This window comes from Neoroseomonas lacus (assembly GCF_014644535.1).
GTDB lineage: Bacteria > Pseudomonadota > Alphaproteobacteria > Acetobacterales > Acetobacteraceae > Neoroseomonas > Neoroseomonas lacus.
Genome location: NZ_BMKW01000004.1, coordinates 268,216 through 291,558 on the forward strand (window position 1 = coordinate 268,216; position 23,343 = coordinate 291,558).

The 23,343-nt window shown below is 69.5% G+C and carries 19 protein-coding genes; 12 read left to right on the forward strand and 7 right to left on the reverse strand.

Annotated elements, in window-relative coordinates; genetic code table 11:
* The first annotated feature begins 9 nt into the window (after positions 1 to 9).
* Positions 10 to 567: a TRAP transporter small permease subunit gene (locus tag IEY36_RS09865; protein WP_188966878.1), complete on the forward strand. Its 558-nt coding sequence runs from the start codon at positions 10 to 12 to the stop codon at positions 565 to 567.
* A gap of 5 nt (positions 568 to 572) precedes the next feature.
* Positions 573 to 1,892, forward strand: coding sequence for a TRAP transporter large permease (locus IEY36_RS09870; protein WP_188966879.1), 1,320 nt, complete (start codon positions 573 to 575; stop codon positions 1,890 to 1,892).
* On the opposite strand, the gene IEY36_RS09875 is transcribed toward IEY36_RS09870, so the two are convergent.
* The 7 genes from IEY36_RS09875 to IEY36_RS09905 form a co-directional block, all read right to left on the reverse strand.
* Positions 1,893 to 2,759 carry an intradiol ring-cleavage dioxygenase gene (locus IEY36_RS09875; RefSeq protein WP_188966880.1) on the reverse strand — a complete coding sequence of 289 codons (867 nt, stop codon included), beginning with the start codon at positions 2,757 to 2,759 and terminating at the stop codon, positions 1,893 to 1,895.
* Between the two features lie 98 nt (positions 2,760 to 2,857).
* The gene (locus IEY36_RS09880; protein ID WP_188966881.1) at positions 2,858 to 4,687 is read right to left on the reverse strand and encodes an SLC13 family permease; all 1,830 of its coding nucleotides are present in this window, start codon (positions 4,685 to 4,687) and stop codon (positions 2,858 to 2,860) included.
* A 25-nt stretch (positions 4,688 to 4,712) separates the two neighbouring features.
* Positions 4,713 to 5,390, reverse strand: a complete 678-nt coding sequence (locus tag IEY36_RS09885) for a MarC family protein (RefSeq protein ID WP_188966882.1) — start codon at positions 5,388 to 5,390, stop codon at positions 4,713 to 4,715.
* Between the two features lie 13 nt (positions 5,391 to 5,403).
* Positions 5,404 to 5,829 carry a hypothetical protein gene (locus IEY36_RS09890; RefSeq protein WP_188966883.1) on the reverse strand — a complete coding sequence of 142 codons (426 nt, stop codon included), beginning with the start codon at positions 5,827 to 5,829 and terminating at the stop codon, positions 5,404 to 5,406.
* A gap of 192 nt (positions 5,830 to 6,021) precedes the next feature.
* The gene (locus IEY36_RS09895) at positions 6,022 to 7,557 is read right to left on the reverse strand and encodes an AbgT family transporter (RefSeq protein ID WP_188966884.1); all 1,536 of its coding nucleotides are present in this window, start codon (positions 7,555 to 7,557) and stop codon (positions 6,022 to 6,024) included.
* 10 nt (positions 7,558 to 7,567) lie between these two features.
* On the reverse strand, positions 7,568 to 8,950 hold the full coding sequence (locus IEY36_RS09900; protein ID WP_188966885.1) for a M20/M25/M40 family metallo-hydrolase: 1,383 nt from the start codon (positions 8,948 to 8,950) through the stop codon (positions 7,568 to 7,570).
* A gap of 192 nt (positions 8,951 to 9,142) precedes the next feature.
* Entirely contained in the window at positions 9,143 to 10,891 is a 1,749-nt protein-coding gene (locus IEY36_RS09905) for a porin (protein ID WP_229681232.1), read from the reverse strand.
* 514 nt (positions 10,892 to 11,405) lie between these two features.
* Here IEY36_RS09905 and IEY36_RS09910 point away from each other — a divergent pair.
* The 10 genes from IEY36_RS09910 to IEY36_RS09955 are packed head-to-tail and all read left to right on the forward strand — an operon-like array spanning position 11,406 to position 23,274.
* Entirely contained in the window at positions 11,406 to 12,464 is a 1,059-nt protein-coding gene (locus tag IEY36_RS09910) for an efflux RND transporter periplasmic adaptor subunit (protein ID WP_188966887.1), read from the forward strand.
* Complete coding sequence (locus IEY36_RS09915) at positions 12,461 to 15,520, forward strand: efflux RND transporter permease subunit (RefSeq protein ID WP_188966888.1); 3,060 nt, start codon at positions 12,461 to 12,463, stop codon at positions 15,518 to 15,520. The genes IEY36_RS09910 and IEY36_RS09915 overlap by 4 nt, the downstream gene beginning before the upstream one ends.
* A 1-nt stretch (position 15,521) precedes the next feature.
* Positions 15,522 to 15,995 (forward strand): Na+/H+ antiporter subunit E, encoded by a 474-nt coding sequence (locus tag IEY36_RS09920; RefSeq protein WP_188966889.1) that lies wholly within the window; start codon positions 15,522 to 15,524, stop codon positions 15,993 to 15,995.
* Positions 15,988 to 16,266 (forward strand): monovalent cation/H+ antiporter complex subunit F, encoded by a 279-nt coding sequence (locus tag IEY36_RS09925; RefSeq protein WP_188966890.1) that lies wholly within the window; start codon positions 15,988 to 15,990, stop codon positions 16,264 to 16,266. Before IEY36_RS09920 ends, IEY36_RS09925 begins: the two co-directional genes overlap by 8 nt.
* The gene (locus tag IEY36_RS09930) at positions 16,263 to 16,556 is read left to right on the forward strand and encodes a monovalent cation/H(+) antiporter subunit G (RefSeq protein WP_188966891.1); all 294 of its coding nucleotides are present in this window, start codon (positions 16,263 to 16,265) and stop codon (positions 16,554 to 16,556) included. Before IEY36_RS09925 ends, IEY36_RS09930 begins: the two co-directional genes overlap by 4 nt.
* Positions 16,553 to 17,488, forward strand: a complete 936-nt coding sequence (locus IEY36_RS09935; protein WP_188966892.1) for a hydrogenase subunit MbhD domain-containing protein — start codon at positions 16,553 to 16,555, stop codon at positions 17,486 to 17,488. Before IEY36_RS09930 ends, IEY36_RS09935 begins: the two co-directional genes overlap by 4 nt.
* On the forward strand, positions 17,485 to 17,775 hold the full coding sequence (locus IEY36_RS09940) for an NADH-quinone oxidoreductase subunit K (protein WP_188966893.1): 291 nt from the start codon (positions 17,485 to 17,487) through the stop codon (positions 17,773 to 17,775). The genes IEY36_RS09935 and IEY36_RS09940 overlap by 4 nt, the downstream gene beginning before the upstream one ends.
* Positions 17,775 to 19,256: a complex I subunit 5 family protein gene (locus tag IEY36_RS09945; protein WP_188966894.1), complete on the forward strand. Its 1,482-nt coding sequence runs from the start codon at positions 17,775 to 17,777 to the stop codon at positions 19,254 to 19,256. The genes IEY36_RS09940 and IEY36_RS09945 overlap by 1 nt, the downstream gene beginning before the upstream one ends.
* On the forward strand, positions 19,253 to 20,860 hold the full coding sequence (locus tag IEY36_RS09950) for a complex I subunit 5 family protein (protein WP_188966895.1): 1,608 nt from the start codon (positions 19,253 to 19,255) through the stop codon (positions 20,858 to 20,860). Before IEY36_RS09945 ends, IEY36_RS09950 begins: the two co-directional genes overlap by 4 nt.
* Positions 20,857 to 23,274, forward strand: coding sequence for an AsmA family protein (locus IEY36_RS09955; RefSeq protein ID WP_188966896.1), 2,418 nt, complete (start codon positions 20,857 to 20,859; stop codon positions 23,272 to 23,274). Before IEY36_RS09950 ends, IEY36_RS09955 begins: the two co-directional genes overlap by 4 nt.
* The last annotated feature ends 69 nt before the right edge of the window (positions 23,275 to 23,343 follow it).

The window sequence follows — 23,343 nt, forward strand, 5'->3', positions numbered from 1 at the left end:
GGCGCCGCTATGACCGATGACGTGGACATGGTGGCGCTCGACGCCGACGCGCCACCGCAAGGATTTGACCCGGTTCGGATGCTGCTCGATGGCCTCGCCGCCATCGGCACCATCTGGACCTTCGCGCTGATGCTGCTGATCTGCGCCGACGTGATCGGGCGGTCCTTCCTCAATGCGCCGATCACCGGCGTGTCGGAGATTGCCGCGCATTCCGTCGTCGGCATCATCTTCCTGCAACTCGGCGCGACCATCTACCATCGTCGCATGACGCGGGCCGATTTCCTGATCAACCACATCACCCGCCGCCTGCCCGGTCTTGGTCGGTTGCTGGAGGCGCTCTTCATGCTGACCGGCGCCGTGACCATGGCCTTCGTCGCGCAGGCGGGCTGGCCGGGCCTGTGGAACTCTATCGATCTGCACGAGTTCTTCGGCGTGCAGGGCGTCTTCACCATCCCGACCTGGCCGATCCGCGCGTTGATCGTGCTCGGCGGTGCCACGGGCGCGCTCGCCTATGCCATGCTCGTGTTGGTCGAGGCGCGGCAGTTGATTACCGGAAGGGTGGCCTGACCTTCATGGATGATATCACCCTCGGCTTCACACTGATCGGCGCCATGGTGGGGCTGATCCTGCTCGGCCTGCCGATCGGCATCACGCTGATCTCCTCGGCCGCCGTCGGCGTCTGGCTGATTCGCGACAATCCGGCACTCGCCTTCCGCTTTACCGCGATGGCGACCTATTCTGGCATCCAGGACTACCTGTTCGCCACCATTCCGCTCTTCGTGCTGATGGGGCTGCTCGTCAGCATCTCGAATGTCGGCAAGGACACCTTCGAGGTGGCGCAGGTGCTGACGCGGCGCGTGCGCGGCGGCCTCGGCATGGCAACCGTCGGTGCCAATGCGGTCTTCGCCGCGGTGACGGGCGTGTCCATCGCCTCGGCCGCCGTCTTCACCAAGGTCGCGGTGCCCGAGATGACGCGCCACGGCTATACAGCGCGCTTCGCAACCGGCACCGTCGCGGGCTCGTCCATCCTCGGCATGCTCATCCCGCCCTCGCTGTTGATGATCGTCTATGGCGTGCTGGCGGAGGTCTCGATCGGGCGGATGTTCATCGCCGGCATCATCCCCGGCGTCATCATCGCCCTCGGCTTCGCCGTGACGATCTTCGTGGCGGCAACCTTCTTCCCCCGTTGGATCTATGACGACGCGGCCGCGGCACAGGCGATCAGCGAACGCGTGATGCCGGTCAGCGAAATGATCACGAAGGCCGTGCCGATCATGGCCCTGGTCGTGTTGATCCTGGGTGGACTCTACGGTGGCTTCTTCACGCCGACGGAGGCGGGCGCCGTCGGTGCCGCAGGCGCGCTCGTCATCGCGCTGATGCGTCGGCAACTCGGCTGGGCGCGCTTCTGGCGCGTGCTGAAGGAAACCGGCCTCGTCTCGGCCTCCATCCTCTTCCTGCTGATCGCCGCCGGCCTCTACTCGCGCATGCTCTCGATGGCCGGCATTCCGCAGGCGATAGGCGATATGGTCGAGCATCTCGGCCTCGGCCCCTATGGATTTCTCGCGTCCTTCGTCGCGATCGTGCTGCTGATGGGCATGATCCTCGACAGCACCTCGATCCTGCTGATCATGGTGCCGATCGGCACGCCCATCGCGCAGGCGATGGGTTTCGACCTGATCCATTTCGGCATTGTTGTCATCATCGCCGTCGAGATGGGGCTGCTGACGCCGCCCTTCGGCATCTCGGTGTTCACCGTGAAGGCGACGCTGGCAGACCCACGCATCAGCATCGAGACGGTCTTCGCCGGCTCGCTGCCCTATGTCGCTGTGATGGGCCTCGCTCTTGTGGTGATCGCGCTGGTGCCCGAATTGGCAACGGCGCTGGTGCGCTGATCAGCCGGCGGCGCGAGCCAACGCGAAGTCATAAGTAAATTGCCGCCAGGGTTCGGCCATGGTGCGGCCTTCCGGCGCCGGGCCTGGCGGCCGGAGCACGAAGGGCCGTACCAGCGCCTCCTTCACCCCGAACACCGCGTCGCTGTCCAAGTACGGGTCGCCATCGGCGAATACATGCGTCACCAGCGTTTCGTAGCCCGGGGCCGCGATCATGAAATGCACATGCGCCGGGCGCATCGGGTGGCGGCCTGTCGCCTTGAGCATCTCGCCGACCGGGCCATCGGTCGGCACCGGATAGGCGGCGGGCGTCACCGTCCAGAAATGGTAGCGCCCTTCGGCATCGGTACGGAAGCGCGCGCGCAGTTCCGGCGCTTCGCCGGTCGGACGTTGCACATCGTAGAAACCCTCCGCATCCGATTGCCAGACATCCACGACGGCATTGGCCAGCGGCGCCCCGTTGGCCGAGGTCACTCGTCCCGATACATGCAGGCGGTCGCCGCTGGCAGTCGTGGCGAGTTCGGTCCCGAGCGGCAGTTCTGGCGGATTGTCGACATAGAACGGCCCGAGCACCGTCGTCGGCGTCGCGCCGCCGGCAACGCGGTGGTTGATGGCGTCGACGAGCATCGAGACGCCGAGCGTGTCGGACAGCAGGATGAACTCCTGCCTGACATCGTCGCACTTGTGGCCCGTGCGCGTCAGGAAGGTGATCGCCGCCTGCCATTCCTCGAAGCTCGGCTCCACGTCGCGGATGAAGGCATGCAGGTGGCGAACCAAACTCTGCATCACTTGCCGCAGGCGCGGATCCGGCGTTTCACCGAATCGCTTCACCACGGCATCCGTCAGGCTGGCCTCGTCGAATTCGCGCATCCGGGCGTCCCCACCTGGGTTTATGGGGTAAATGTGCCGCAGTCCCCGCCGCAGTGGAAGCGGGTCCGCGGGGTGCCACCATCAGGTCACAGCTGTGCCTATGGCGGCAGGATGATCGGAACCAACAGCACGCAGACGAGCATCGCGACGACGGTGAAGGGAACGCCGATCTTGATGAAGTCGCTGAAGCTGTAGTTGCCTGGCCCAACCACCAGCGTGTTCACCGGCGACGATACCGGCGTCATGAAGGCCGCCGACGCCGCCAGCGCCACGATCATTGCGAAGGGGTAGGGCGACGACCCGACATCCTTGGCGACGGCGAGCGCCACCGGCGCCATCAACACCGCCGTTGCCGTGTTCGAGATGAAAAGCCCCAGCAATGCCGTAATGACGAAGATCACCCCCAGCAACACGCGCGGCGATGCCGCCCCGGCCAATGACAGGACGGCATCGGCGGCGAGGTCCACACCGCCAGTGCGCTGCAGCGCGATCGAGAACGGCAACATGCCCACGATCAGCACCAGCGTCTTCCAGGAGATGGAGCGATACGCGCTGTCGAGATCGACGCATCGCGCGAGGCCCATCAGCAGGCAGCCGATCAGCGCCGCATGGACGTTGGAGACCCAGCCGCTGATCATCAGCCCGACCGTCAGCGCCAGGATCGCCACGGCCTGCGGCACGCGTCCGGCTGCCGGCAGCAGATCGGCGTGTTCCGCCGGCAGGTTCAGCACAACCAACAGGCGATGATCTGCCTGCAATTTACGGATATCCGACCAGAACCCCGTCAGCAGCAGCGTATCACCAGCCTTGAGCTTCTCCTCCAGCAGCTCCAGGCCCACGACCTCCTGCCGATGACGCAGGCCGATGACCGTCAGGCGGTGTTCTGCGCGGATGCGGGCCTCCAACACGGTCGTGCCCACCAGGGGAGAGTCGGGAGGGACTATCGCCTCAATCATCCCGATCTCCTGCGAGCGATCGAGGAAATAGTCGCCATCAACCAGTGGCAGGGCAGCGACGCGGAATTCCTGCCGCAGCGCTTCCATGCGCTCGGGCGCGACGCGCACATCCAGCAGCAGCACGTCACCGGAGCCCAGTTCGGTCGTCGCGCTCGGGCGGATGACATCGGTGGCGAAGCGGCGCTGCCGTTCGATGGCGAGGATGTTCACGCCTTCTTTGCGCAGCGACAGCCGATCAAGGCGCTGACCGACCAGTGGCGAGTCAGCACCGATGCGCACGCGGAAGGCGCGGTCCTTGAGGCCATAGGCCGTCACCCAGTCGCGCAGGCTTGGCGCGCGGTGGCTGTCGGTACCGGGCGGACGGCGGTCCGGCAGAAGGCGGCGCGCGAACAGCATATAGCCGATGGCCAGCACCAGGATCGGCACGCCGAAGGGCGTGAAGGCAAAGAAGTTGAAGCCGGCATGCCCCTGGCGAACGAGTTCCGCGCTGACCACCAGGTTCGGCGCCGTCGCCACCAAGGTCATCATGCCGCTGATCAGCGCCGAGACGGAGAGCGGCATCATCAGCTGGCTCGGCGCCGCGCCATTGTTCTGGCAGATGCGCAGCACGACGGGAATGAAGATTGCCACGACGGCCGTCGAGCTCATGAAGGCGCCGAGCCCCGCGCCGGTGATCATCAGCAGCACCAGCATCCGGGTCTCGCTGTTGCCCGCCCTGGCGTTCAGCATGTCGCCGAGGCGCTGCGCCGTGCCGGTGCGCACCAGGCCCTCGCCGACGACGAACAGCGCGGCGAGCAGCACGATGGACGGGTCGGCGAAGCCCGCGATCGCTTCATTGATGGTCAGCACGCCGGTGAAAGGCAGCAGCACCATCATCAGCAGCCCGACGGCATCCATGCGCGGCCTGTTCATGATGAACATGGCGATCGCCGCGCCAAGCAGGCCGAGCACGAGGAGGAGTTGCGTGGTCATGTCTGCACCATCGGATGCGGCATCGTCAGCTGCGCCCCGCGAGGAGTGGGCGGAGCGCATCGGATGCCCCGGTCAGGATGATCTGCACGCCGATGCACAGCAGCAGGAAGGCGGTCAGCTTGGTCGCGATCAGCGTGCCCTGTGTGCCGATGCGCCGGGCGATGGCTTCGGCATAGGCATAGGCGAGCCAGACGCAGGCGGCCACCGAGGCGGCTACCATCAGCGCGGAAAGGGCACTGACCAGCAGGACGTCCTGGGACCCACCGGATCGTTCGGCGCCAAGGGCGATCGCCGCGGCGATGGAACCCGGCCCGGTGGTCAGCGGCAGGGTCAGCGGGAAGAAGGCCATGCGCTCGATCGGCGCCGTGTCCATCGCGGTGGGCGCCGCCGTGCTTGTCGGCTCCGCGCGCAGCATGGTCCAGCCCGCGGCGGCGACGGCCAGCCCGCCCCCGATGCGCAGCGCCTCCAGCGAGATGCCGAAGAAGGACAGCACACGCGAGCCGAGGAACATCGCCACGATCAGCACGATGAAGGAATTGATGCCGATCTGCCGTGCCAGCCGCGCACGCTCGCGCTGCGTCAGCCAGCGCGTCATGTCGTGGAAGACAAAGGCAATGCCGAACGGGTTGATGATGCTCAGCATCGTCGAGAAGCCGAACAACCACAGCGAGATCAGCTTGGCGATGAGGAAGCCGTCGATCATCGACGCCGGCCGCTCAGCGCAATTCGATGGTCACCCCGGCATCGTTGAAGCGGAACTGCCCGCCGCTGCGGTCCGTGCGCAGCCGCAACTCCACGCCGGCGGCATTGCGCAACCAGCGCGTCTCCGGGCCGGTCTGCCCCTCGACACGCTGGCGCGAGGTGACTTCCTCGGTGTAGCGGCCGGCGAAATCCTGCAATCGGCGTAGACCGAACACCTCCCCGCGCGCCGAGAGTGAGGCGACGCCCACGCTGCCGAATTCGATTCCGCGCACGGTGAAACGATGCTCCTCGCCGCGGAAATGCAACCGGCCGCCGCCGATCGAGGCGCCAACCGCCAGCACACCGACGCGCACCTGCTCGATCTCGACCGAGGCGTCGGGGTTGGGGTCCGGCCGGTTGCGTTGTGCATGAGCAGGCGCGGCCACGCCAAGCGCGGCCATCGCAGTCCATGCAACGATCAGGCGACGTCTCGTCAAACCGCCACTCCACCCCCAACATTCCCCGCCGTCGGGCCGGTGCGGGGGCACGGGCGCCCGGCGAGGCTCGTCGCTTATGCACGATCGCCGCGCCCGCGTCGCCCCTGGCGCGTGGCGGCGGGGTGTGGGCGGGGCCGGGCGCGCCGCCGCCCGCCATTACAGGCCCCAAGGCAGGGCGAGCAGATGCCATCCCGCCAGGAAGGCCGTCCAGACCACCGAAATCACCAGCACATAGGGCAGCATCAGCGCGATGACCGTGCCGACGCCGGCATCCTTCTGGTACTTGATGGCGAAGGTCACGATCATCGCGAAATAGGCGTTGAGCGGCGTGATCGAATTCATCGGGCTGTCCCCGACGCGATAGGCCGCCAGCACCGCCTCCGGCTCGATGCCGAGCTGCATCAGCAGCGGCACGAAGATCGGCGCGAAGATCGCCCATTTGGCGATGGCGGCCGTGATGATCAGGTCGAGCACGAAGACCACCACCACGAAGCCGACCAGCAGCCACAGCGCATCGAGGTTCATCTGCTGCAGGATGCGCGCAAGCGAAACGGCGGCGAGCGTCGCCATGTTCGTGTAGTTGAAATAGGCAATGAACTGGCTGATCACCAGCAACAGCAGGATCAGCCCCGCCAGCCCGGCAATGGCCTTCTGCATAGCGCCGATGACGTCATTCGACCCCTTCATCGTCCCTGCGCCGATGCCATAGGCCGCGCCGCAGACCAGGAAGATCAGCGCGATCGACACGATCAGGCTGTTCATGAAGGGCGAGGCGCCGATGATCGCCCCGGTCTCCGGATTGCGCAGCGGCGCCCCCGGCGGCAGCGTCAGCAGGGCGAGAAAGGCGAAGACCGCGAGCATGCCGAACAGCGCATAGCGCAGCCCGCGATGCTCCTCATCCGACAGCCCGGTCTCCCCCGGCACCTGGTAGTCGCCGGTATAGGGGCCGAGGCGCGGTTCGATGACCCGCTCGGTGATGACGCTGATCAGGATGGTCAGCAGCACCACCGAACCCATCGAGAACCAGACATTGGCAGCCAGGTCGATCGACCGGTTCGGGTTCACCAACCGGATCGCGTCATTGGTGATCTCGGTCAGGATGCCATCGACCGGCACGATCAGCACATTGACCAGGAAGGCCGAGGCCACCGCCGCGAAGGCCGCCGCCAGCCCCGCCAGCGGGTGCCGCCCGACACTGATGAAGGCCGCCGCCGCCAGCGGGATCAACACCAGGTAGCCCGCATCGGCCGCGATGGAGGAGAGGATGCCGACGAACACCAGGATATAGGTCAGCGCCTTGGGCGGCGCGATGACGACCAGCTTGCGGATCAGCGCCTTGACCAACCCGGCTTCCTCGGCGACGCCGACGCCGACCATGGCGACGATGATCACGCCGACCGCGTTGAAGTTCATGAAGTTCTGCACGAGGCCGGTGAACATGAACCGGATGCCGTCGACCGTCAGCAGGCTGCGCGCAGCGGTGCTGGCCGTCTCGATCTCGTGCGTGACGGGGTTGTAGGCCTGGTAGGTGACATGTGCCCCCAGTGCCCCCAGCACCGCCGAGAGCACGATGACGATGCCGATCAGATAGACGAAGATCATCACCGGATGCGGCACGCGGTTGCCCACGCGCTCCACCGCGTCCAGTACCTTCTGCATCGCGGTCTTCGACGGTTCGGCGATGACGGTCATGGCTGATGCCTCACTGCGCCAAGGCGTGCAGGATGCGCGCCCAGGACCGCATGCCCTTGCGGAAGGAATGCAGGTTGTATTTCTCGTTCGGGCTGTGGATGCGGTCATCCTCCAGCGCGAAGCCTGTCAGCATCACATCCATCCCAAGTGCCTTCTTCAATTCGGCGGTCACCGGGATCGACCCGCCGCCACCGATGAAGACCGCCGGCTTGCCCCATTCGGCGGTCAGCGCGTCGCGTGACTTGGTGAAGGCGGCGTCCTCGATCGGGAAGCGGATGGCGCTGCCCGACCCGTGCTCGATGAACTCAACCTTGCAGTCGGCCGGGATGCGGGCGCGGACGAAATCGCGGAAGGCGGCGCGGACCTTGTGCGGGTCCTGGTCGAACACCAACCGGAAGGAGATCTTGGCCGAGGCCACCGACGGGATCACCGTCTTGAACCCGGCACCCTGATACCCGCCGCCCATGCCGTTCACTTCGCAGGTCGGGCGCGACCAGGTCATCTCCAGCACCGAGCGGCCCTTCTCGCCGGCCGGCACCGACAGGCCGATCGCACCCAGGAAGGCGCCCGCGTCGAAATTCAGGCTGTCCCATTGCTGCTTCAGCGCCTCGGGCAGTTCCGGCACGCCGTCATAGAAGCCGGGCAGGGTGACGCGCCCATTGGCGTCGCGCAGATCGGCGATGATGCGCGCCAGCACATGGTTCGGGTTCGCCGCCGCCGAGCCATAGAAGCCCGAGTGCAGGTCGCGATCCGCGGCGGTGATGATGATCTCCTCCCCGCACAATCCGCGCAACATGGTCTGGATGGCGGGCGTGGCCGCGTCCCACATGTTGGTGTCGCAGATCAGGCCGATATCGGCCTTCAGCTCGGCGGCGTTGTCCTTCAGGAAGGGCGGCAGGTTCACGCCGCCCGATTCCTCCTCGCCCTCCAGCAGAACGGTCACCGGGATGGGCAGGCTGCCGGTCACGTCCTTCCAGGCGCGACACGCCTCGATGAAGGTCATCACCTGGCCCTTGTCATCCGAGGCGCCGCGCCCGCGGATCACCTTGCTGCCATCCGCACGCGTCTCGATGCGCGGCTCGAAGGGGTCGTGCTCCCACAATGCCAGCGGGTCGACCGGCTGCACGTCATAATGCCCGTAGAACAGCGCCGAGGGCCCGGTCGCGCTGCGGTCATGCGCGACCACGATCGGGTGACCCGGTGTGGTGCGGGCCTCGGCGGTGAAGCCGATCGAGGCGAGATCCGCCGCATGCCAATCCGCGCAAGTCTTGCACTCGGCGGCATAGGCAGGATCGGTCGAGATCGACTTGATGCGCAGCACCGCGAAGAGGCGATCAAGCGCCGCATCGGCATTCGCATCGATGCGGGCAAGGACGGCGTCCAGGTCATTCATGGCATGTCCGGGGGTATGAGGTCAGTGATCGTACCGCGCGAAGCAACACGTCCGGCTGGCGAGGCGTGGTGCCCGCGCCGCCGACGCGTTGCGGCTGAGCCCGCGGCGCTCCGTGGGCGTCCGGGCCCGGCCAAGGTCCCAAGGGCTTGACATCCCTCGTATACGTCGCGCCTTGACTGCCGGTCCCGCTCATCAGAAGCGCGCAATCGCAGCGAACAGGACGCGGTTCGCAATGCCATGGCCGGCGCCGGCCGACCCGGCCGCGCTCGCCCCGCCATACAGGTCGCGCCGGGTGAACAGGTATTCGACCCCCAGGTCGAGCCAGCCACTGCCGAAGGTGCCGTTGCGGACCTCGGCAAATGGGCTCCAGATCAGATTGGCGAAGACCTGCTGGTAGTCACGGTTCAGCGAAGTGGCCGAGGCCGACCCCGGCGCGAAGCCCAGCGCGTAGGACGGATAGTCGTTGCGCGCATAGGAATAGGCGAAGTTGCTGCGCACCTGTGTCGTCCAGAAGCGCCGATAGGCGACCGTCGCCCCATAGGATTCGATGGCGTCGAGGCTGGGGGAATCGACCCCCGGCAGCCCCAGATTGGTCAGCGCATCCTGCCCCGAGGTCTGGCCGGCGAAATACCGCCCGATGCCCTGGCCGTAGAAAGCCATGATCGCGAGGTCATCCTGCCCGAACGCCTCGGATGCCAGCCGCATCGGCAGCCGCACCATGCCGGCGAACCCCCAGGCCGGCGTGGTATCCGAGACAGTCGGCGTCGCCGCCGTACCGGCGGTGCGGATCTCGATCTGCCGCAACAACCCGCGCAACCCGACCTCCACCCCATCCTGCCGCCAGGCCAGCCGCGCCAGCAGATCGGGCACCGAACTGAAGGCCGGGCTCGCGCCGCCCTGCAGATTCGTCGTCGGCGTGAACACGCCGGCCGCCGAGGTGTAGGTCGTCTCCGGCGCCTCCAGCGAGACCATGCCGGTCAGCCCCTCGGCCAGCCGCGCGGTTAGCCGGATCTGCGCCTGGCGCACGAAGGATTGGTTGAGGTTGGTGGCATCGATCAGCGTCTCGAAGACGCCCTCGTTCCACAGGCTGTTGGCCTGGCCGGCCAGGACGCGGAACCGCTCGTCGCCGAGCTCGCCCCAAGCCTGGCGCAACCGGAACACGGCATTGCTGCTGCCCGCCGCACCACCGCCGAAATCGCCCTCGAGCCGCGTCTCCAGCGTACCCCAGCCGGTCAGCGAGCGCGTGTCGATGCCGAAACGGCTGAACCGCGCGGTCATCGCGAAATCGCCGCCCTGCTGGTCCGCCGGGCTGTCGCTCAGCGGGATGGTCTGCGGTGGCGGCGCATCGGTCTGGTTGCGTGGGCCGAGATCGTAGTAGCCGGTCAGCTTCGCGAAGCCATACAGGCGGACCTGTGTCTCCGTCCCCGGCACCCGGAAGGCGACCCCCGGCAGGTCGGATCGCAAGGCCTCCTCGGTCGCGAAGTCGCGGCCCATCGGATCGGGCGGATCAAGTCCCGGCACGCTGGCGGTGAGCGCCGATGCGGCCGCCGGGGTGGCGGCGAGCGCCTGTTGCGCCGCCCGAGCCTCGGCCGCCGCGGCCCGGGCTTCGGCGGCGGCGGCGCGGGCTTCGGCTTGCGCTGTCGTCGCTGCCGGCGCGGACGCCGCGGCCCTGGCCGACGCGCTGCGAGCCGGCGCCGGGCTGGCCACCGGCCGCGCGGCCGTCGCGGCGCGCGCTTCGAGCTGTTCCAGCCGATGGCGCATCTCATCCAGCTGACGGCGAAGCTCGGCAATCGTGGCGGCGTCGCTGGCCGACACCTGTGCCGCGGCGGGCGCTGAGCAGACCGAGATACCAAAGGCGCCGATCAACGCCAGGCGTCGGCCGCCGCGCATCACGGCATGCGGGCAATGTCGTTCGCGCAAAGTTGTCGCCCCGATCACCATCAGCCGCCGTTCTCCTCCCATTTTCCGATACAATGACGGTACGAGTGGCCTTCCCGCGACAACAAGATGGTACCGATGCCGAAGCTGTGCTCAGCGTCCCTTCCGGACCGCTTCCGTTCGCCACCGGCGGCCGGCCGTCGGCCTGGGACGCATGGTGCAGGGCAGGGATGGGCGGCCAATGACGGGGTGCGGCAACCGAACTAGATCAGGTCCGAATCAGGCTCGACCTGCCGACCGGGTGACCATGGCCGCAACGACGACGACCCGTACCGCCTTGCGGGAGCCGGCGCGACCGCATGTCGCCACAGCGCCGGCGCCGCCAGGTGGCCACGCGCGCGGCAACCTTCGCGATGCATGGATCGGCAATCCGGGGCACACTGCCGCTCCAGGTTCCAATCCTGTCCGGCCTGCTCCACGTTTCGGCTCGACGCATGTCTCCCGCCAACAGTTTTCGGATACCGCCATGCCGCCTCGCCCGCTCAGGCTCTCATCGCTCCGGTTGCCGGCCCGGGGCATGCTTGTCGCGCTGCTGCCCCTGCTGGTCGCCGGCTGCGACGGCGGCACGCCCGCCCCGCAGGCGGAAATCCGCCCGGTCCGTGTCGTCTCCGTCGAGCGCCAGGCGGGCGGCGCGGTCGTCTCCCTGACCGGCACGGTCCAGGCGGAGACCGAGGTGAACCTCGCCTTCCGCATCGACGGCCGGATGGTCGAACGCATGGTCAATGTCGGCGACGTGGTGCATGCCGGCCAGATCGTCGCGCGGCTCAATCCCGAGAATGAGGAAAACGGCCTGCGTGCGGCCCGCGCCCAGCTCGCCGCCGCCCGCGCCCAGTTCACCGAGGCCGCCAACAACTACTGGCGCCAATCCGAATTGCTGCGCGATGGCTGGACCACCCGGGTCCGCTACGACCAGGCGGCGCAGGCGCGCCAGACGGCGCAATCGGCCGTGGATGCCGCCGAGGCGCAGGTCGGTCTTGCCGAAACGCGGCTCGGCTACACCGAACTGGTCAGCGACGTGAATGGCCGCGTCACCGCCCGCGGCGCCGAACCCGGCGAGGTGGTGCAGCCCGGCCGCATGATCGTGCAGGTGGCGCGTGACGAAGGCCGCGACGCCGTCTTCGACGTGCCGGCCACGCTCAAGGATCAGGCCCCGGCCAATCCCGTCATCGACATCGTGCTGACCACGGACACCTCGGTCCATACCACGGGGCGCGTGCGCGAAGTGGCACCGCGCGCCGACGCGGTGACCGGCACCTTCCAGGTGCGCGTCGGCCTGGCCGATCCGCCCCCGGCGATGCGCCTCGGCTCGACGGTAACCGGCCGGCTGACGCTGGGCTCCAGCGCGGGCTTCTCGATTCCCGCCTCGGCGCTGACGCGAGCCGACCACCAACCAGCGGTCTGGGTGGTCGACCCGCGCAGCGAGACGGTCGCCCTGCGCACCGTCGAACTGGTGCGCCACGACCCCGGCCATGTCGTCATCGGCTCGGGGCTCGAGAATGGTGAGATCGTCGTGACGGCGGGCGTGCAAGCCTTGCGGCCCGGCCAGAAGGTGCGTCTGCTCGGCGGCGCGCGATGATCGGGCCCAATCTGTCGGAATGGGCGATCGGACGGCGCTCGCTCGTTATCTATTTCATGATCGTCGCGCTGCTCGCCGGCGGCTTCGTCTTCTTCAAGCTCGGCCGCAACGAGGACCCCGCCTTCACCTTCCGCACCATGATCGTCTCCGCCGTCTGGCCGGGGGCGACGATCGAGGAAACCCTCCAGCAGGTGACCGAACGGCTGGAGCGCACGCTGCAGGAGACGCCGAATCTCGAACGGCTGCGCTCCTACACCGTGCCCGGCCAGACGACGATCTTCGTCGACCTGAAGGGTGCGACGCCGCCCGCCGTGGTGCCGGACATGTGGTACCAGGTGCGCCGGCGCGTCGCCGACATGCGCCACACCCTGCCGCAGGGCGTCGTCGGTCCCTTCTTCAACGATGATTTCGGCGACACCTTCGGCATCATCTACGGCTTCACCGCCGACGGCTTCTCCCAGCGCGAATTGCGCGACTACGTCGAGGCAGCGCGATCACGCCTGCTGCTGGTGCCCGATGTCTCGAAGGTCGAGATCCTCGGCGCGCAGGATGAGCGCATCTACATCGAGTTCTCGACCGAACGTCTGGCGGGCCTCGGCATCAATCGCGGCGCGCTGATCGCCGCCCTGCAGGCCCAGAACCTGGTGCGACCGGCCGGTCTGGTCGAGACCGGGCAGGAACGCCTGGCGGTGCGCGTCTCCGGCGCCTTCGAGAACGAACAGGACATCCGCAACGTCAATTTCATCGTGGGGGACCGCATCTTCCGCCTCGGCGACATCGCCGAGGTGCGCCGCGGTACCGCCGACCCGCCGCAGCCGATGTTCCGCGTCAATGGCCAGCCAGCGATCGGCCTCGCCGTCGCGATGCGTGACTCGGGCGACATCCTCGCCCTCGGCCGCAACATCAAGGCGGCGATGGACGAGATCCGCGCAGGCCTGCCCATCGGCATCGAACCCATCCTGGTCGCCGACCAGGCGGTGACGGTCGATGAGGCGATCGGCGACTTCACCGAAAGCCTGTGGCAAGCGATCCTGATCATCATGGCGGCGTCCTTCGTCGCCCTGGGCATGCGCGCCGGCTCGGTGGTGGCACTGTCCATCCCGCTGACGCTCGCCATCGTCTTCCCGCTGATGTCGGTCTTCGGCATCGACCTCCAGCGCATCTCGCTCGGCGCGCTGATCATCGCCCTGACGTTGCTGGTCGATGACGCGATGACGACGATCGACGCCATGATCCGCCGTCTCGCCGCCGGCGACAGCAAGCCCAAGGCGGCGACCTTCGCCTATTCCTCCCTGGCCTCCTCCATGCTGACCGGCACGCTGGTCACCATCGCCGGCTTCGTGCCGATCGGCTTCGCTCGTTCCTCGGCCGGCGAATACACCTTCTCGATCTTCGCCGTCGTCGGCATCGCGCTGATCGTGTCCTGGTTCGTCGCGGTGATCTTCGCACCGCTGCTCGGCATGGCGATCCTCAAGGCGCCGAAGCCGCAGGCGGAACCAGACAAGCCAGGCGCCATCCTGCGCGCCTACACGCGCTTCCTGACCATGGCGATGCGTGCGAAGTGGATCACCATCGGCTTCACGATCGTCATGTTCGGCGTCGCGATCTTCGCCATGCAGTTCGTGCCGCGGCAGTTCTTCCCCTCCTCCGACCGCACCGAATTGCTGGTCGAGGTATCATTGCCGCAGAACGCCTCCATCTTCGCCAGCGAGGAGGCAGCCAGGCGCCTCGATGCCGCGCTGGCCGCCGACCCGGATGTCGAGCGTTGGTCCACCTATGTCGGCCGTGGCGCGATCCGCTTCTACCTGCCGCTCAATGTGCAGCTGGCGCTGCCCTTCTTCTCCCAGGCGGTCGTGGTCGCCAAGGACCTGCCGGGCCGCGAGCGCCTGCATCGGCGCCTCGAAACCCTGCTGGCGGAGGAATTCCCCGCCGCCGTCTCGCGCGTCTATCCGCTCGAACTCGGCCCGCCGGTCGGCTGGCCGCTGCAATACCGGGTGAACGGACCGGACGTCGAACGCGTGCGCGAAATCGCCCAGGACGTCGCCAAGCTGCTCGCGGACACGCCCGGCACCCGCCACGTCCACTTCGACTGGATGGAACCCGCCCGCCAGCTTCGCGTGCAGGTGGACCAGGATGAGGCGCGACGCCTTGGCCTGTCCTCCGCCCAGGTATCGGCGGCGATCAACGCCTCGCTCACCGGCTCCACCGTCACCCAGCTGCGCGACGACATCTACCTGATCGACGTCGTTGCCCGCGCCACCGCCGATGAGCGCCTGTCGCTCGACACACTGCGCTCCCTGCAGATCTCGCTGCCGGGCGGGCGCACCGTGGCGCTGACGCAGCTCGCCACCTTCGGCTATGCACAGGAATTCCCGCTGATCTGGCGGCGTGACCGCGTGCCGACGCTGACCGTGCGCGCCGACGTCAATCAGGGCGTGCTGCCGGATACCGTGGTCGCCGCACTGCAACCGCGCATCGACGCGCTGAACGCCACGCTGGCGCGTCCCTATCGCGTCGACCTCGGCGGCATCGCTGAGGAAAGCGCCGACAGCCAGGCCTCGGTCATCGCCGTGGTGCCGATGATGCTACTCATCATGCTCACGCTGCTGATGTTCCAGCTCAAGTCCTTCCGGCGGCTCGGGCTGGTGCTGGCCTTGCTGCCGCTCGGCATCATCGGCGTGGTGCTGGCGCTGCTGGTGTTCAACCGGCCGCTCGGCTTCGTCGCCATCCTCGGCATCCTGTCGCTGCTCGGCATGATCGCGAAGAACGCCATCATCCTGATCATCCAGATCGACACCGACCGCGCCGAAGGCAAGAACGTCCGGGACGCCGTGGTCACCGCCGCCTCCTCGCGCCTGCGCCCGATGCTGCTGACCGCGGTCTCGACCGTGCTCGGCCTGATCCCGATCGCGCCCACGGTGTTCTGGGGCCCGATGGCCTTCGCCATCATGGGCGGGCTGATGGTCGCCACCTTGCTGACGCTGGTCTTCCTGCCGACGCTCTACGTCGCCGTCTTCGACAGGAAGCCGCCAGAGGCGCCGGCCCCGGCGGGCTGACATGGCGGGACCAGCCGTCTTCCGCTTCGCGCTGCTGCTGCTGCTCTGGTTCGTCGTGGCCGGTGTCACGGCGGACGGCGCGGCGGTGGGCGCGGCGGCGGCGCTGCTGGCCAGCTGGGCCAGCCTTCACCTGATGCCGCCCACCCGCGACTGGCCCCGCCCCGCCGCCCTGGCGCGGCTGTTGCTGCGCTTCCCCTGGCAGGCGCTGCGGGCGGGGACCGAGGTTGCGCTGATCGCCCTCGATCCGCGCCGCCGGCCATCCCCCGCGACCATCGCCTGGATGCCCCGCCTGCCGCCGGGTGGCGCGCTCGACGCCTTCCTGGCCTATGCCAGCCTGCTGCCCGGCACCTTGCCAGCGGGCGAGATAGCGGATGGAGCTATCGCCATCCATGCGCTGGATGCCAGCACGGACATCGCCGCCGCCATGACGATGGAGGAGGCACGCTTCACCCACGCCTTCGGTCTCGATGCCTGAGTTCCTGCTGGCCGCCGCATTGCTGGTCTTCCTCACCGTGGCCGTGGGCCTGGTGCGGGTGCTGCGCGGCCCGTCGGAAGCCGACCGCATCATGGCGGCGCAATTGTTGGGCACCGGGGGCATCGCCACGCTGCTGCTGGTCGGCCAGGCGACGGCGATGCCGGCGCTGACCGACGTGGCGCTGATCCTCGCGCTGCTCGCCGCCTTCGCCTCCGTGGCCATGGCGCGGACCGCCCCGTCGCGCGAGGACGAACAGGAGCCGCCCGCGTGACCCTGCTCGTCGATGCCTTCACCATCCTGGCGGTGCTCGCCGGGCTGGTGTTCTTCATTGCCGGCACCACCGGCCTGCTGCGCTTCCCCGATACGGCGAGCCGGCTGCACGCCTTGACCAAGGCCGATCACCTCGGCCTTGGCCTGATCGTCCTTGGCCTGCTGCCGCGCGCCGCCGGAATCGACGGTGCGCTGCGCCTGCTGGCCATCTGGGGCCTGGTGCTGCTGTCGAGCGCGGCGGTCGGGCCGATGATCGCGCGTCTCGCCCGCCTGCGGCGGCCCGGCGAATGATCGCGGACCTGCTGCTGGTCGCGGCGATGCTCATCGTCGCCCTGGCGAGCATGCTGGCGCGCCAGGCCTTCACCGCCGTCGCCCTGTTCATCGCCTACGGGTTGCTGCTGACGCTGGCCTGGGTGCGTCTCGCCGCCGTGGACGTGGCGATGACCGAGGCGGCGATCGGCGCCGGGCTGTCCGGCGTGTTGCTGCTGGGCGCGGTCCGACGCCTGGCGACCCAGGCGTCACCGCCACCCGAGCAACCCCCGGGCCCCGCCATGACGCTGCTGATCGCCCTGGGCTGCGCCGCGCTCGCCGCGGCGCTCGGCGCGGTGGTCCTGCTGCTGCCCAACCCGGCGCCGAGCCTCGCCGCGCCGGTCGCCGCCAACCTGCCGGCCACCGACCTCGGCAATCCCGTCACCGGCGTGCTGATGTCCTTCCGCGCGCTCGACACGCTGCTGGAATCCGCGGTGGTGCTGCTCGCGGTCGTCTGCGTCTGGGCGCTGACGCCCGAGGGCGGCTGGGGCGGCGTCCCCGGCGCGGCGCAGCCGGTGCAGCGCGATGGCCCGCTCGCCCTGCTTGCGCGCGCGCTGCCGCCGCTCGGCATTGTCATCGCCATGCATATCCTCTGGGTCGGCGCCGATGCGCCCGGCGGCAAGTTCCAGGCGGCGGCCATCCTCGCCGCAATGTGGCTGCTGCCCTGGATGGCCGGTCTCGTCACGCCGCCGCCCATCGCGGCACGCTGGCTGCGTTGGACCATCGCGATCGGTCCGGTGGTGTTCATCGCCATCGGCCTGGCCGGCGCTGTGATCGAGGGCGCCTTCCTGGCCTACCCGCCCGGCTGGGCGAAGCCGCTGATCCTCATCATCGAATTCATCCTGACCGCCTCCATCGCGGTGGCCCTCGCCCTCCTGGTGATCGGCACACCAGACACGGCGCAACGCCGATGACCAGTGCGACGCTGTTCGGCCTGGCGGGCGCCGCGCTGGTCGGCATCGGCCTGTTCGGCATGCTGGTGCGCACCGATCCGCTGCTGCGCATCCTCTGCTTCAACCTGCTCGGCGGCGGCGTCTTTCTGGTGTTCGGCGCGGTGGCGCGGCGAGGCGCAGGGGCGGGCTTCGGCGGTGACCCGGTGCCGCAGGCGATCATCCTGACCGGCCTCGTCGTCGCCTTCGCCGCGACGGCGCTCGCCGTCGCGCTGGTGCTGCGCCTCGCCAGCGCCGAGGACAAGCGCTGATGGGCATGCTGCCGATGCTCGCGGTGATGCTGCCGGTGCTGGCAATGGTCGCCGCCGTGCCGCTCGGCGCGCGCGGCGCGGAACGGCTGACGCTGGCCGTGCTGCCGATCGGCCTCGCCCTGTCCATCGTCATCGCCGTGATCGTGCAACTCACCCAGGCACCCATCCTGTACCATCTGGGCCATTGGGCACCGCCGCTCGGCATCGCCTTCCGCGCCGACGGCCTCTCGGCGGCGATGCTGGTGACGACAGCGATCGTCGTCGCCGCCGTCGCCATCTTCGCCCGCGCCGATTTCGGCACCGCCTCGGGCGCGCCGGAACGCCGCCAGGCCTTCGCCTTCTGGCCGCTGCTGCTCGCGCTCTGGGCCGCGATCAACCTGCTGCTGGTCGCGAACGACCTATTCACCCTCTATGTCGGGCTGGAATTGCTGACCTTCGCCGCGATGCCGCTGGTCTGCCTCGATGGCAGCCGCGCGACGCTCGAAGCCGCGCTGCGCTACCTGATGTTCGCCCTCCTCGGCTCGGTGCTCTACCTGCTCGGCGTCGCCCTGATCTACGGCGCCGCCGGCACGCTCGACATCGTCCTGCTGCGCGAACGCGTCACCGCCGACCCGCCCGTCATCCTCGCCATCGCGGTGATGACGGCGGGGCTGCTCGCCAAGACCGCGCTGCTGCCGCTGCATCTGTGGCTGCCGCCCGCCCATGCCGGTGCGCCGGCGGCGGCCAGCGCCATCCTCTCCGCCCTGGTGGTGAAGGGCTCCTTCATCCTGCTGCTGCGGCTGTGGTTCGGCGTCATGGCGGCCGTGCCGCTGCCGGACGCCGCACAGATCCTCGCCGGGCTCGGCGCGACGGCCATCCTGCTCGGCTCCGTCGCGGCACTGCGCGAGACGCGGCTCAAGCTGCTGGTCGCCTATTCCACCGTGGCGCAGATCGGCTACCTGTTCCTGATGTTCCCGCTGCTCGCCGCGGTCCCCGGCGTCAGCGACATCGCCGCCAAGGCCTGGACCGGCGGCGTGGTTCAGGCGGTCTCCCACGCCTTCGCCAAGGCGGCGATGTTCCTCGCCGCCGGCATCATGGCCGCGCGCTTCGGCCATGACCGCATCGCCGAACTCGGCGGGGCAGGGCGCGCCATGCCGGTAACGCTGCTGACCTTCGCCCTGGCCGGCCTGTCGCTGATGGGCGTGCCGCCTTCCGGCGGCTTCGCGGCGAAATGGCTGCTGCTGAGTGCCGCGATTGGCGCCGGGCAATGGTGGTGGGCGCTGGTCATCCTCGGGGGCGGGCTGCTGACCGGCGGCTATGTCTATCGCGTGCTCGCGAGCGGCCTGCGCAGCGGCGGCGCGGCGGTGCCGATGTCCACCCCGGTCACCTGGCGGCGGGACGGCATGGCGCTCGGCCTCGCGGTGATCTCGGTGGCGCTCGGCTTCCTCCCGCTGGCGGCCTTCGGTCTCGTGCAGGTCGGCCAGCTGGACCTCGCGCCATGAACGCCCTGCTGCTGGCGGCGACGCCGCTTCTCCCGCTGCTGCTGCTGGCGGCGCTCGCCCTGCCGGGACAGCGTCGCCGGGTGCTCGCGCTGCTGTGGCTGGCGCCACTGCCGGGCTTGGCCTGCGCCCTGGTGGCGGGCGATGGCGAGCCCTTCATCGTCTATGCCCGCGTCCGGCTGACCCTGGCACTCGACCATCCCTCGGCGCTGCTGCTCGGCGCCGCCTCGCTGCTGTGGTGCGCGGCGTCGGTCTATGTGCGGGCCTATATCGCACGCGACGACCAGGCCCGCTTCGCCGCCTGGTGGCTGCCGACCATGGCCGGCAGCCTGGGCGTCTTCGTCGCCGGAGACCTCGTCGGCTTCTACTTCTTCTACGCCCTTGCCAGCCTACCGGCGTGGGGGTTGGTGATTCACGACCGGACGCCGCGCGCCTGGGCGGCGGGCGCCACCTATCTCCTGCTCACGGTGATCGGCGAGGCGGCACTGCTCACCGGCTTCGCCCTGCTGGCCGCCTTCACCCCCGGCAACAGCCTCGCCATCGCCGATGTGCTGCCCTCGCTCGCCACAGCGCCGCTGCGCGACCTCGCCATCGGTTTCCTGGTGGTCGGCTTCGGCCTGAAGGCCGGGCTGGTGCCGCTGCACGTCTGGCTGCCGCTGGCGCATCCGGCCGCGCCGATGCCGGCCTCGGCGGTGCTGAGCGGCGCCATCATCAAGGCCGGCATCGTCGGTCTGATTCGCTTCCTGCCCATCGAGGCAACCCCGGCGGCCTGGGGCGAGGCGCTGGCGGTGCTCGGCTTCGTTACCGCCTTCTGGGGCGTCGCGATCGGCATCACCCAGCGCAACCCCAAGACGGTGCTGGCCTATTCCTCGGTCAGCCAGATGGGCGTGGTGGCTGCGGCGATCGGCATGGGGCTGGCGGGTGGCATCGCTACGACGCCGGCCTCGGCCGCCTTCTACGCACTGCATCACGTGCTGGCGAAGGGCGCGCTGTTCCTCGCCGTCGGCGTCGCGGCGGTGGCCGGCGGACGGGCGCGATGGCTGGTGCTCGGCCCAGCCGTGGTTCTCGCCTTGGGCTTCGGCGGCATGCCGCTGACCGGCGGCTGGCTGGCGAAGGAGGCGGTGAAGGCCGAACTTGGCGACGGTCTGGCGGGAACGCTTTCGGCGCTGTCGGCTGCCGGTTCCACCCTGCTGATGCTGCATTTCACGCGGCGCCTCGCGGCGGGCCTCGCCGATGACGCCGCCGCGCGGCCGTCCGGCGGCATGTTGATCCCCTGGCTCGCCTTGGCCGCCGCCTCGATGCTGCTGCCGGCGCTGGCCTTTCCGGACGCCTGGGCAGGCATCCTCACCCCCGCCGCCCTGGCCAAGGCGCTGTGGCCGGTGCTGATCGGCGCGGTCGCGGTGCTGGCCCTGATGCGCTGGGGGGACCGCGTCCCCGTCGTGCCTGGCGGCGACGTGATCCATCCGGCGCGCCGCGCGCTCGCCGCCGCCGCACCTCTGGGCGATGCATTGGCGTGGTTCGAGGCCCGCCTGCGCGCCTGGCCCGCCGCGGGCCTCGCATTGCTGCTGCTGACCACGGCCCTCGGCCTTGTCATGATGGGGCGATGAAGCGAGGCCTTCGCATCATTGCCCTGACCCTGTTCGGCCTGGTCCTGCTGGCCGGCGCGGCGACCATCGGCCTGCAGGTGGCCATCGGGCGCGGCAGCTGGTCGGGCGAAATCGACACGGCGCTGGAGCGCGCCACCGGCCGCACCGTCACCCATGGCGCGGTCTCGGTCCGGTTCGGGCTGCGGCCACGCATCGCCATGGCCGATGCCACCATCGCCAATATTCCGGGCGGATCACTGCCGGAATTCGCCCGCATCGGCCGGCTCGAGGTGACACTCGAATTACTGCCGCTGCTCGCCGGCCGCGTCGAGATCGACAGCCTGCTGCTCGCCGATGCCGACATCATCCTCGAGCGCGATGCCGAGGGTCGCGGCAACTGGCGTTTCGGCGCCGGTGGCGGCGCCACCGCGGCCGGCGGACTGAGCATCGCTGCGGTCGATATCGAATCCTCCCGCATCCGACTGCCGGGGCAGCCGATCTCGACCATCGACGTCCAATCGCTGCGCCTGGCGCGCGACGAGCCCCAGGATCCGCTCGCCCTCGATGGCAACATCCGCCTCGATGGCGAGGCGCTGACCATCGCCGCCCATCTCGGCCCCGAGGCCGACGGTGCGATGCCGCTACAGGCCACCATCGAGGGCGACGGCCTGCGCGTCTCGTTGCACGGCGCCTTGCCGCGCGGCATGGCCGACCCCGGCTGGTCCCTGGCGGTGGAGGCCTCGGCCGACGCCGCCGCCGCGCAGCGCCTGGCCCCCCGCTTCGGCGAGACCCTACCGCCAGTGGCGTCGGTGAACCTCACGGCGCATATCGGCCCCGGCGCACCGATGCCAACGGTCTCCGCGCTGACCCTGCGCATCGGCGCGACCGACCTCGCCACGCTGCTGCCGGGCCTGCGCCTGGCCCAGGCCGAGTTGCGCGCCGCTAACTTCGACGCGCCGGCCACGATCGCCGCCCATGGCCATCGCGGCACGGCCGATCTCGCTTTGGCCGCGACGCTGCCGTCGCTCCGCCGGCTCGCGGCCTGGACGGCGGAAGAGACGATGCCGGTCGAGGCGGTGCTGACCTCCGGCCGGGCACGCCTTGCGCTGTCCGGCCCGGTGCGGCGCGATGCCGACCTCGCCGCCTCGGTCTTCGAGGCGCGGTTGACGGCGCCCGATTTTGCCTTGCTCGGACCGATACTCGGCGCGGATCTGCCGCGCGTCACGGGGGTGACCGCCCAGGCGCGGCTCGGCGGCCTTTTCACCCGCGAACTGCGCCTCGATTCGCTGACGGTCAGCGCCGATGCGCTGGAGATGACCGGCGATCTCGCCATCACCCTCGCACCGCGCCTCGCCTTTCGCGGCGGGCTGGCGGCACGGCGCATCGACCTCGACGCGCTGGGCGGTGGCGCCTCCGCGCCGCGCCAGCGTGCCGCGACGCGGATGATCCCGGACATCCCGCTGCCGCTCGACACGCTGCGCGGCGCCGATGCGGCGCTGCGCCTCTCGGCGACGCAACTGGTCGCCGGCGGCACCACCTGGCGCGATGCGAGCAGCACTGTGGTGCTGACCAATGGCCGCCTGGTGCTCGACCCACTGCAGGTCACCACGCCCGGCGGTGCCGTCGGCGGCCGGGCCGTGCTCGACGCCGCCGCGCAGCCGCCACGCGTCGAACTGCGCCTCAACAGCCGCGGGCGCGGGCTGGATCTCGCCGCGCTGCGCCGCGCCTTCGGCGTGCCGGCGGGCTTCGATGGCAGCGCCGAACTGGCCATCGACCTGCGCGGGCAGGGCGCCACGAGCCGCGCGGTCGCTGCCAGCTTGTCGGGGCAGGCGGGCGTCGCGATGGTCGGCGGCCGCTTCACCGGCGCCACCGCACTGCGCATCGGGCCGGATCTCGCCCGCCTCCTGCTGCCGCGCGGCACGCCGGCCGGCGGGGTGACCTTGCGCTGCCTAGCGCTGCGCCTGTCGGCCGACCAGGGTGTGGCGCAGAGCGAGGCCATGCTGATGGAAGGCGATTTCGGCCGCATCGACGGCAATATCGCCATCAACCTGCGCGACGAGACGGTCGCGGCCCGGCTGTTGCCCGATATCAGCCTGATGGGGGTGACGGTGCGTGCCCCGGTCGTCATCGGCGGCACGATGGCGGAGCCGCGCATCGGCGTGGAACCGGGCGCCGCCCTGGCACGCGTCCTCGGCGACACGGTGGCGAACCGCCTGTGGCGCAGCAGCACGATGGAATTCCTGCGCGACGCCACCGGCAGCGGGCCGGCGGGCGGCGCCTGCGGCCCGGCGCTGACGCTGGCGCGGCTCGGGCGCGCGGGCCCGATGCCCGCCCCCGGGGCGACGCCCATCCCGCTGATCCCACGCGAAATTCAGGGCACCGCGCAGGATGTCGTGCGCGGCATTGGCGGGCTGCTCGGCGGGCGGCGCCGCTAGAGCGGATCCTGATCAGATGAAGATGCCAGCAACAAGGATTGGCCAGAAAGGGTTCCGTGAGCCAGGTCG